Source organism: Algimonas arctica (assembly GCF_014652695.1).
Taxonomy (GTDB): Bacteria; Pseudomonadota; Alphaproteobacteria; order Caulobacterales; family Maricaulaceae; genus Litorimonas; species Litorimonas arctica.
Genome location: NZ_BMZH01000006.1, coordinates 174,311 through 184,587, shown reverse-complemented (window position 1 = coordinate 184,587; position 10,277 = coordinate 174,311). Strand labels below are relative to the sequence as shown.

General features: G+C 56.3%; 8 protein-coding genes and 1 tRNA gene. 7 read left to right on the top strand and 2 right to left on the bottom strand.

Annotated elements, in window-relative coordinates; all coding sequences use genetic code 11:
- The first annotated feature begins 109 nt into the window (after nucleotides 1-109).
- From IE105_RS09195 to gltB, 7 genes are all read left to right on the top strand, one after another.
- A complete protein-coding gene (locus IE105_RS09195) occupies nucleotides 110-508 on the top strand; it encodes a hypothetical protein (protein WP_189497710.1) in 399 nt (132 codons plus the stop codon).
- Nucleotides 509-1,257: 749 nt separating this feature from the next.
- Nucleotides 1,258-1,761 (top strand): hypothetical protein, encoded by a 504-nt coding sequence (locus IE105_RS09190; RefSeq protein WP_189497708.1) that lies wholly within the window; start codon nucleotides 1,258-1,260, stop codon nucleotides 1,759-1,761.
- A gap of 146 nt (nucleotides 1,762-1,907) precedes the next feature.
- On the top strand, nucleotides 1,908-2,225 hold the full coding sequence (locus IE105_RS09185) for a hypothetical protein (RefSeq protein WP_189497706.1): 318 nt from the start codon (nucleotides 1,908-1,910) through the stop codon (nucleotides 2,223-2,225).
- A gap of 106 nt (nucleotides 2,226-2,331) precedes the next feature.
- The gene (locus IE105_RS09180) at nucleotides 2,332-3,156 is read left to right on the top strand and encodes an enoyl-ACP reductase FabI (RefSeq protein ID WP_189497704.1); all 825 of its coding nucleotides are present in this window, start codon (nucleotides 2,332-2,334) and stop codon (nucleotides 3,154-3,156) included.
- A 132-nt stretch (nucleotides 3,157-3,288) separates the two neighbouring features.
- On the top strand, nucleotides 3,289-4,716 hold the full coding sequence (locus IE105_RS09175; protein WP_189497702.1) for an NAD(P)-dependent oxidoreductase: 1,428 nt from the start codon (nucleotides 3,289-3,291) through the stop codon (nucleotides 4,714-4,716).
- Nucleotides 4,713-5,165 carry a GFA family protein gene (locus IE105_RS09170; RefSeq protein WP_189497700.1) on the top strand — a complete coding sequence of 151 codons (453 nt, stop codon included), beginning with the start codon at nucleotides 4,713-4,715 and terminating at the stop codon, nucleotides 5,163-5,165. Before IE105_RS09175 ends, IE105_RS09170 begins: the two co-directional genes overlap by 4 nt.
- Nucleotides 5,158-9,672, top strand: coding sequence for a glutamate synthase large subunit (gltB, locus tag IE105_RS09165; RefSeq protein ID WP_189497698.1), 4,515 nt, complete (start codon nucleotides 5,158-5,160; stop codon nucleotides 9,670-9,672). Before IE105_RS09170 ends, gltB begins: the two co-directional genes overlap by 8 nt.
- Nucleotides 9,673-9,689: 17 nt before the next feature.
- Here gltB and IE105_RS09160 read toward each other — a convergent pair whose 3' ends face one another.
- Nucleotides 9,690-9,941 carry a hypothetical protein gene (locus IE105_RS09160; RefSeq protein ID WP_189497696.1) on the bottom strand — a complete coding sequence of 84 codons (252 nt, stop codon included), beginning with the start codon at nucleotides 9,939-9,941 and terminating at the stop codon, nucleotides 9,690-9,692.
- Between the two features lie 160 nt (nucleotides 9,942-10,101).
- Nucleotides 10,102-10,176 (bottom strand) — tRNA-Val (locus IE105_RS09155).
- Between the last annotated feature and the right edge of the window lie 101 nt (nucleotides 10,177-10,277).

Here is a 10,277-nt window from a genome sequence, read left to right as displayed (position 1 = left end):
CAATCCGAAACGCAGGCATGCTAACAACGGGATGTTGTCACCCGTCGAATTTGAGATGACAGCAAAATGAAGTAGCAAGGTGTCTATAAAGCTAGGGGCACATCAATACATGGCCCCTGATGAAGCGATCAAGTTTGCCTTCAAAGCTATTCAAAGCAATATAAATGCCTATAATGCCTCGTTAAATTGCGATGATTTTGACTATAATCTCTCAAGACACCTTGGAAATGCGGCTAAACGCGCAGTAATAATTAGTATTCATGGAAATGATAAAAGCCGATACGCTTCTTTTTTAAGGTCTCTGAAACAAGTTTCATCTAAACATAAAAAGTTTGATTTCACTTCTCTTGCGGGTGCGCTTCTGTATTTTAAACGCCATCTAATTGATGCAGGAAAATATTCTTCGAAAAGCGCTGAAGTAGGCTTCATTAATGAATTGAGCGCTATGATTAAATCTGGCAAACTCTTTATTTCTGATAAAGTAATGCGGGATTTACTGATAAAATAAGTTTATAACTATTAAACCTAAATCATTTCTGCAATTCGAGTTCAAAAAAGCCTGTGCAGTTCTCTATCGCAGATGTAGTATGAAATTTCACGAAAAATAAATCCCCGCCTACAAAACCTCCCCTACCCTCACCCCGTCCGCCACAGACATAGGGAGGTGCATAGACCCTCGGTGTGGTGGGCAGGTGTGAGGGCTTGGGTGTGTGTGCGGGGGACGTCCCGCGTTTGGTTTGCGGGCGACCGTGAACCGCACACACCGGAGCGGGAGGCCGCGCGGGATTATGCACCCGTTTGGCGCCCATGGGTCCCTCGTTTGGATTTGTTGCGGGTCTTTGCGGGCTGCGCGCGCCATTGATCCCTGCGGGAGTACGTTCCTGCCGTAGGGTTAGGCCGTGGTCCGCCCGGATGCGCCGCAAAATCAGACGGCGGGGTTGATCCGATCACCTTCGCGCGGACTTTGGTTCGTTGTAAAATGGTGCTTTAATTCCCCTGTCCATCAATGGATGGGAGTCCGCGCCCTATGTTGCTTTGCGTGTCAGGCCGAGCCGCCTGATCGGACGTTGTCGGCTGGGTGGGGACGGCTGTCTTAATCTATGATCGTCCCCGGCCTTGAGGGCCGGGGCCTCTCTCGGGATCGTGCCGGATTAAGACCGTACCCCGCGTCGCAAGACCCCGGCCATGAAGGCCGGGGACGGTGTGACCTTCCCGCCCTTCCTTCCATCACCCCCTCCCATCACAAAGGACCCGCCCATGCGCCCCGACCCGAGGCTCCCCAACACACAGGATCATTGCCGTGCGACCTACCGCCTGCGGGTTCGCGCCCGCGACGCCGAAGCGGAGGTTGTCGCCGCCCATGCCGAGACGGAGGCCGTTCGCGCCGAGATGCGCGCCCTTCGCGCCGAGATCCGCGCCGAGCGTGCGGCCTTGATCGCCTTCATCGAAAGCCCGGAATGGCACCGCGATCTGCTTACACTCGCGCGGGCGCGGGTGCGGGCGGAACTGGTGGCGCTCTCGACACAGCGCAAAAGCTGCGCCGCCTGTGGGAGCTTTGGGCGCGGCCTGTATGAGGATCTACTGCGCGCGGAGATCGACACGATCAATACGGAGCACCGCCTCCCCCCGGATCACGCGCTTGCCCCGATTAATTGGCCCGTGCGGATGGGGTCACACACGCGCCGAGGCCGCGCGCTACGGGAGGATTGGTTGTCTCCGCCTCAGGCGCGTAAGCGGACAGCGCGCAAGGACGCGTGGTGAGGCCAAGTCCAGTCTCGATCTGCGCCTCACACCACATGATTAGATCAATAGGTATAGAAGATATACATTTTAGCGCCCTTGAATCACGCTGGTCAAATCTGATCTGGATTGGTATGCGGCTCCCATTAACTAAAGGAGCCACCCTCATGAAAACGCTTTTATCCCTTACGACACTCAACCACACAGCATGCATCACCGTCGCCCTGTTTGCGCTTAGTGCCTGCGCAACAACAGAAACAACGACAATGATGGCTGACGCATCGGCTGTGACAACATCTGCCGAGACGACGACGAAAAAAGCTGAAGTCGATGACAGTTTGATTTGTAAAAAAACAACTGTCGTAGGATCAAAGTTCAACAAAAGAGTCTGTGCGACGCAAGCACAATGGGACGCGCGCGCCGCAGCGGACCGCGAAGCAACAGAAAGCATTCAACGCAGCAAAGCTCCCGGTGTGAGCAATTAATCGAAAGTTCTGAGTTTGCTTTTGCGGCTCTTTCATTAACTGAAACTTTGGATGACGCGGCCTCAAAAAGTTTAAGGTCGCGTCTTTTTTTATAAGTAGGATCGTTATGTCTGAATTTCCCACTGGCACGTTAATGGCCGGCAAACGCGGCCTGATCATGGGCGTCGCGAATAAGAATTCGATCGCCTGGGCGATTGCACAGCAGCTCGCCGCGCAAGGCGCAGAGCTGGCCTTTACGTTTCAGGGCGAAAAGCTGGAACGGCGCGTCAAGCCGCTGGCGGCGAGTGTTGGCTCCGAGTTTTTGCTCGATTGTGACGTGACCAATGATGATCAGATGGAAGCCGTGTTCGCGGCGCTGGAAGCCAAATGGGGCAAGATCGACTTTCTCGTCCACGCCATTGCCTTTGCGGGCAAGGATCAGCTCGACGGCTCGTTCATCGAGAAAACGACGCGCGAAGGGTTCAAATCCGCGCTCGATATTTCGGCCTATAGTTTCGTCGATGCGGCGCGGCGCGCGGCGGCCATCATGAATGATGACGGCGCGATGGTGACGCTGACCTATTTGGGCAGCGAGCGCGTAATCCCGAATTACAATGTCATGGGGGTGGCGAAAGCGGCGCTCGAAGCCTCGACACGCTATCTCGCCGCCGATCTCGGCCCGCGCGGCATTCGCGTCAATGCGATTTCCGCCGGACCGATCAAGACGTTGGCGGCGGCGGGCATCGGTTCTGGCCGTCACATGTTCAGGTTCAACAAAGCGGCGAGCGCGATGCAGGATAATACGGATAGCAAGGGCGTCGCCGGCGCCGCGCTTTATCTACTCTCGGACTTGGGGCTGTCTTGCACGGGCGAAACCCACCACGTCGACGGCGGTTTCCACGCCATCGGCATGCCGCAAGAGGGGCCTTTGCGGGCGAGCTTGGAGGAGTAAAATAGACGTTTCAATTTTCGGATTTTATCCGAATGTTGACAAATTGTCGCACCTCATAGCGTAACCGAAACGGTTGCGCTATAGCGGCCCCTTGCCGGGGCGTTTCTCGGCTGTTTGAAAGGGACCGCGACAATGGCTGAGCGCATGCTGCAATTCGTTTCGACCGAACGCGAGATGCCGGAAAAACGCGACGCGACCGCGCGCCGCGACGACTTTCTGGAAATTTACGGCCCGTTCATCGAAGCCAAAGCCGAAGAACAAGCCTCGCGCTGCTCGCAATGCGGCGTGCCATTTTGTCAGAATCACTGTCCGCTCGAAAACAATATTCCGGACTGGTTGAAGCTGACAGCGGAAGGGCGGATCAAAGAGGCGTGGGAAATTTCCGACGCGACGAATAATATGCCGGAAATCTGCGGCCGGATTTGTCCGCAGGACCGCCTCTGCGAAGGCTCTTGCGTCATCGAGCAAAGCGGGCACGGCACGGTCACGATCGGTTCGGTCGAAAAATATCTCACCGACACGGCGTGGGACAACGGCTGGATTGAGCCGCTCAAAGTGCGGCGGGAACGCGGGGCGTCCGTCGGGATCATCGGCGCAGGGCCGGCGGGCCTCGCTTGCGCCGAACAACTGCGCATTGAGGGCTGGCAAGTCACGGTCTATGATCGGCATGACCGCGCGGGCGGGCTACTGATCTACGGCATTCCGAATTTTAAGCTCGAAAAAGAGATCGTTGAGCGGCGCACAAAACGGCTCGCGGACGGCGGAATTAAATTTGTGCTGAACTGCAATATCGGCACGGATATTAGCTTCGAGAAACTGCGCGAAAAACATCAAGCGATCTTGATCGCGACGGGCGTGTATAAGGCGCGAGGCCTGACCGTGCCGGGGAGCGGCGCTCATGGCGTTCGGCCTGCGCTCGATTTCCTGATCGATAGCAATAAACGCGGGCTCGGCGATGTGGTCACGAGCGAGACGGCGGACGGCAAAGACGTCGTCGTCATCGGCGGCGGCGATACGGCCATGGACTGCGTGCGCACAGCGGTGCGCCAAGGCGCGAAATCCGTGACCTGTCTCTATCGTCGCGACCACGCCAACATGCCGGGATCACGCCGTGAAACCGCCAACGCGCAAGAAGAAGGCGTGCGGTTTGAATGGCTCGCCAGTCCGAAATCTGTCGCGGATACGAACGGCGTCGCCAACTCAGTCCGCGCGGACCGCATGCGTCTTGGCCCGAAAGACCCTTCCGGACGGCAATCGCCAGAAGCTGTACCCGGCGCGGATTTCGACGTGACCGCCGACATGGTCATCGCCGCACTGGGCTTCACGCCTGAAAATATGAACGACCTGTCCGAAGAGGTTACAACGACGCGTTGGGGCACAGTGCGCGCCAACCCTCTGACGTTTGAGACCAACCTGCCCGGCGTCTATGCGGCGGGTGATATTGTGCGCGGGGCAAGCCTCGTCGTCTGGGCGATCCGCGAAGGCCGCGATGCCGCGGCCGCGATGCATAAATATCTCCGCGCATTAGAGCGGGCCGAGATGAAAGAGGCGGCGGAATGATCGACGCGCCATCCAACACACACGGTCAATGCCACTGCGGCGCGGTAAAATTTGAAGGCAAAGGCCCTGTCAAAGGTGTCGATGCCTGTCATTGCGCAACCTGCCGACACCTTAACGGCGGTCCCTACATGGGCGTTGGGTTTCACAACGGCATTACGCTGACCCAATCAGATGCACTAAAATGGTATGAGAGTTCGGCATGGGCGAGGCGTGGATTTTGCGGCGAGTGTGGTACGTCGCTTTTTTATAATCTCAAAGGCTCAGCCTTCACGTCCGTGTCGTCAGGATGCCTCGATATGCCGCGCGGCCTGACACTGAGCCGCGAATATTTCATCGACGAAAAACCCGATTTTTACGACTTCTCCGGCGAGCGCCCTCGCCTCACTGCAGCCGAAGCTTTTGCTTCATTCCAAAAATTAGATGCCCAGAAAGACGACGACAATGACTGACTGGCTCACCGATTACGAAACAAAACGCGACGCCTTGATCGCGGCTAACGCCTATGATCCGGCGCATGAAAAAGCCTCCTGTGGGGTGGGACTTGTCGCCGCGATTGACGGCAAACCCCGCCGCGACGTGGTCGAAAAATCCATTCAGGCGCTCAAAAATGTCTGGCACCGAGGCGCGGTGGATGCAGACGGAAAAACAGGTGACGGCGCAGGCATTCGTCTCGATATTCCCCAAGGATTTTTCCGGGCCCAAGTCGAAGGGACAGGCCACAAACCTTCGACCGCTAAAATCGCCGTGGGCATGATTTTCCTCCCCCGGATCGATATGACCGCGCAAGAAGCCGCGCGAACCATCGTCGAGAGCGAGTTGATCCGTGAAGGGTTCTATATTTACGGTTGGCGCCAAGTCCCCATCGACATTGACGTGATCGGCGACAAAGCCAAAGCGACCCGCCCCGAGATCGAACAAGTCATGTTCCGCGATCCGCAAGGCCGCAAAGGCAATGCGTTGGAGCGGGAGCTGTTCGTCATTCGTCGCCGGATCGAAAAACGCGTCATCGAAGCGCAAATTCCGAGCTTCTATGTCAGCTCACTCTCGGTCCAAACAATTATTTATAAGGGCATGTTCCTCGCGCAGGATATCGACAAGTTTTTCCCCGACCTGACCGATGAGCGGTTCGTTTCTCGCGCTGCAATTTATCATCAGCGCTATTCGACCAACACGTTCCCGCAATGGTGGTTGGCGCAACCGTTCCGGATGTTGGCTCATAATGGTGAGATCAATACGGTCAAAGCCAACATCAATTTCATGAAGAACCATGAGATCAAAATGGCGAGCTCCGCATTTAAAGAACGCGCCGAAGATGTGAAACCTATCATCCAAAAGGGCAGTTCGGATTCCGCTGCCCTCGACGCGGTGTTTGAACTGTTGGTGCGCGCGGGTCGAACCGCCCCGATGGCAAAAACACTGCTCATCCCCGAAGCCTACTCCAAGCGCGGCGACTTGATGCCCGAGAGTTGGCGCTCGCTCTACGCCTATTGCAACTCTGTGATGGAGCCGTGGGATGGCCCCGCCGCCATTGCCGCGTATGATGGGCGCTGGGTTATGGCCGGTCTGGACCGGAACGGACTCCGCCCTTTGCGCTATTCGATTAGCAAGGACGGCATTCTGGCCGTCGGCTCGGAAACGGGCATGTGTCCAATGGATGAAGGCGAGATCGTCAAACGCGGCGCCTTACAACCGGGCCGCATGATCGCGGTCGATCTGGAAGAAGGTCGCTTTTACAACTCGACTGACATCATCAATGAGTTGGCCGACAAACGCCCGTATAAAAAATGGCTGAAAAAGTCCGTCAATCTTGATGAGGCCCTTTCAGGTCCGGAACCGGACGCGACCCTCTCCGGTGAAACGCTGGTCCGTCGTCAAGTCTCCTGCGGGCAGACATTGGAAGACATGGAAGTCATTCTGACCCCAATGGCGGAAGCGGCCAAAGAATCCATCGGCTCGATGGGCGACGACACGCCCTTGGCTGTGTTGTCAGATTTTTACCGCCCGTTATCGCATTTCTTCCGTCAGAACTTCAGCCAAGTCACGAACCCGCCGATTGACCCCTTGCGCGAAACACGGGTGATGGGTCTGAAGACGCGGTTCAGAAATCTGCGCAATATCCTCGCCGAGTCAGGCAGTCAGACCTACGAAATGCTGGTCCTTGAAAGCCCGGTCATGACGAACGGCATGTATGCCAAATTCGAAACCATGATGGATAAACGGCTGAAGGTCATCGATTGCACATTTGATGTTCCCGCCGCCGACACAGTCGCCGGTCGCAGTCTCGTCGAGACCTTACAACGCATTCGGTCTGAAGCTGAGACGGCGGTTCGCGAAGGCGTTGAAATCATCGTCCTGAGTGATGAAAATGTGAGTGAATTTCGCGCGGCTGTGCCAAGTATTCTGGCGACGGCTGCGGCGCAACAACAGCTCAAAGACGCGGGCTTGCGCTCATCCTGCTCCATCATTGTTCGTTCAGCCGAATGTCTTGATACGCATTATTTCGCGGTCTTGATTGGGGCGGGTGCAACCGCCGTGAACGCGTATATGGCACAAGCCTCCGTCCAAGATCGTGTCCGTCGCGGTCTGCTCGACATTGACATGGATGAGGCTGTCGCGCGCTACAAACTCGCGATTGAGAATGGTCTGTTGAAGATCATTTCAAAAATGGGGATTTCCGTCATCAGCTCTTACCGGGGCGGATTAAACTTCGAAGCCTTGGGGCTGTCGCGAGCCCTCGTCGGTGAGTTTTTCCCCGGCATGACCAGCCGAATTTCCGGTATTGGCCTCGCCGGTATCGAAACCAAACTGCTCGCCATCCACGATTTGGCCTATGAGTCCGCTGTTGTGCGCTTGCCGATTGGCGGACTTTATAAGGTTCGCGCAAAAGGTGAACGCCACGCTTACACCGCCGACATGATCCACATGTTGCAAGAAGCCGTGGGACGTGAAGATTATGAACTCTATCGGAAATACGCCGATGTTGTGAACGCAGGCGGACCGATCCAGGTACGCGATCTGCTTGATATTAAACCCTTGGCCGACCCCGTTCCCTTGTCGAAAGTGCAAAGCGTCAACGAAATCCGGCGGCGCTTCTGCACGCCCGGCATGAGCCTCGGCGCGTTGTCACCGGAAGCACACGGCACGCTCAATATCGCCATGAACCGAATTGGCGCGAAATCCGTCTCCGGCGAAGGCGGCGAAGACCGCGCGCGTTACACCCCCCTCCCCAATGGGGATAATCCGAACAGCGCCGTCAAACAGATCGCATCTGGTCGCTTTGGTGTCACGGCGGAATATCTCAACCAATGCCGCGAGATTGAAATTAAAGTCGCACAGGGCGCAAAACCCGGCGAAGGCGGGCAGCTGCCCGGTTTCAAGGTCACAGAAATGATTGCGAAATTCCGCAACGCCACACCCGGCGTGACGCTGATTTCCCCGCCGCCACATCACGATATTTACTCGATCGAAGATTTGGCGCAGCTGATATATGACCTCAAACAAATCAACCCGACGGCGCGCGTCTGCGTCAAGCTGGTCGCAAGTTCCGGCGTCGGTACAATTGCGGCCGGCGTCGCGAAGGCCAAAGCCGACACCATCCTGATTGCGGGCCATAATGGCGGCACGGGCGCATCGCCCAACACGTCATTAAAATATGCCGGCATCCCTTGGGAATTGGGTCTCAGCGAAGCCCATCAAGTGCTCACATTAAATAATCTGCGACAACGCATCACCTTGCGCACAGATGGCGGATTGAAGACGGGCCGCGACATCGTCATTGCCGCCATGTTGGGCGCCGAGGAATATGGTATCGGTACGCTCAGCCTTGTGGCGATGGGTTGTATCATGGTTCGCCAGTGCCATTCTAACACCTGCCCCGTTGGGGTCTGTGTGCAAGATCCGGCCCTGCGGGAACGGTTCACAGGGACGCCCGAAAAAGTCATCAATCTGATGACCTTTATCGCCGAGGAAGTCCGCGAAATCCTCGCGTCCCTCGGGGTCGAGCGACTCGAAGATATTATCGGTCGGACGGACCTTCTCACACAGGTCAGCCGAGGCGCGGAAAATCTCGATGACCTCGATCTGAATCCGATTTTGGCGAAGGTGGACAATGAAGCCGTTTTTGATGCGCGCCATCAACGTGTCGAAGTGCCGGATACGCTCGATGTTCAGATCGTGGCGGACGCCGCGCAACTGTTTGAGCGGGGCGAGAAGACCCACCTGACCTATGCGGTTTCGAACACGCACCGCGCCGTCGGGACGCGCACGTCACATCATATTTACAAACGCTTTGGCGCAGAAGGTGCGCCGGATGGGCAACTGACCGTGCGCCTGCGCGGGAGTGCCGGGCAAAGCCTTGGCGCATTCGGTATCCGGGGCTTGCGCCTCGTCGTGGACGGCGATTCTAATGATTATGTTGGCAAGGGGCTCAGCGGCGCTGAAATTTTCGTGTCTCCTCAGGGACGCACCCAGATCGAGCCGCACCACAGTGCCATTATCGGCAATACCTGCCTTTACGGCGCAACGTCCGGGACGCTTATGGCGTCGGGACGCGCGGGTGAACGGTTTGCCGTACGCAATAGTGGCGCGGTCTCCGTCGTCGAAGGGCTGGGCACCAATGGCTGCGAATATATGACCGGCGGCACGGTCGTCGTGCTGGGCAGTGTTGGTGATAATTTCGGGGCCGGCATGACGGGCGGCATGGCCTATGTGTTCGATGAATATGATGATTTCGAAAAAGCCGTGAATCCCGACAATGTCGTCTGGCAGCGGCTCAGCTCTGAGCATTACGAGAGCGAACTCAAAGATCTCGTCCGCCGACATTTCGAAGCGACAGGCTCTGATTTTTCGCAAACGCTACTCGCCGAATGGGATCACCAGCGCGGAAAATTCTGGCAGGTCATTCCAAAGGAAATGATCGGCCGATTGGAAATTCCTGTGAGCGAGGCCGCAGAGTAAGAGTTCGTGAGTCAGGGTTAGTCGATGATCTTCAAAATAATGATGAGCAGAATAATGTAGAAGATGATGGTCTTCACATTCGATTTTTTCTTAGGCTTCACATCAGAGTTTTTCGCCTCATCATTGGCTGAGCGATCTAATTCATCCAGCCGCTCACGGTCCTGTTTAGACAAATCCCACCGCCCCGATTTCGGGCGCGGTTTGGGTGTCGGCTCGGACGGAATGTAATCCTCGAACGTGACGGGCTTGGATGGTTTTTTGTCAGTCATGGGCACTCCAAACGCGAGTTGCCTGAAAGGCGGCTGATTGGAGCTATCGCACGATCAGGCGGTTACAAAAAGAGCGCGTTACGCCTCACATGTCCGACGCAATCAAAACGTCGACAATCCACTGCCTTCGTCGGCAGAGTGATGTGTAAAAGAAAATCCGTGGTGGGCGATACTGGGATTGAACCAGTGACCCCTACAATGTCAATGTAGTGCTCTCCCGCTGAGCTAATCGCCCCACGCACGGTTGTCTTTCAAACGTTCAGAACGCTTGGAAGGCCGTGCCTATAGGCGGGTGATTTACGGCTGGCAAGGGGGGATTCAGCCTGTTCTGCATTG

Excerpts from the sequence above, each read along its gene's own strand:
- IE105_RS09195 (WP_189497710.1), top strand. The coding sequence starts at position 110 with ATGGCCCCTGATGAAGCGATCAAGTTTGCCTTCAAAGCTATTCAAAGC.
- IE105_RS09190 (WP_189497708.1), top strand. The coding sequence starts at position 1,258 with ATGCGCCCCGACCCGAGGCTCCCCAACACACAGGATCATTGCCGTGCG.
- IE105_RS09185 (WP_189497706.1), top strand. The coding sequence starts at position 1,908 with ATGAAAACGCTTTTATCCCTTACGACACTCAACCACACAGCATGCATC.
- IE105_RS09180 (WP_189497704.1), top strand. The coding sequence starts at position 2,332 with ATGTCTGAATTTCCCACTGGCACGTTAATGGCCGGCAAACGCGGCCTG.
- IE105_RS09175 (WP_189497702.1), top strand. The coding sequence starts at position 3,289 with ATGGCTGAGCGCATGCTGCAATTCGTTTCGACCGAACGCGAGATGCCG.
- IE105_RS09170 (WP_189497700.1), top strand. The coding sequence starts at position 4,713 with ATGATCGACGCGCCATCCAACACACACGGTCAATGCCACTGCGGCGCG.
- gltB (WP_189497698.1), top strand. The coding sequence starts at position 5,158 with ATGACTGACTGGCTCACCGATTACGAAACAAAACGCGACGCCTTGATC.
- IE105_RS09160 (WP_189497696.1), bottom strand. The coding sequence starts at position 9,941 with ATGACTGACAAAAAACCATCCAAGCCCGTCACGTTCGAGGATTACATT.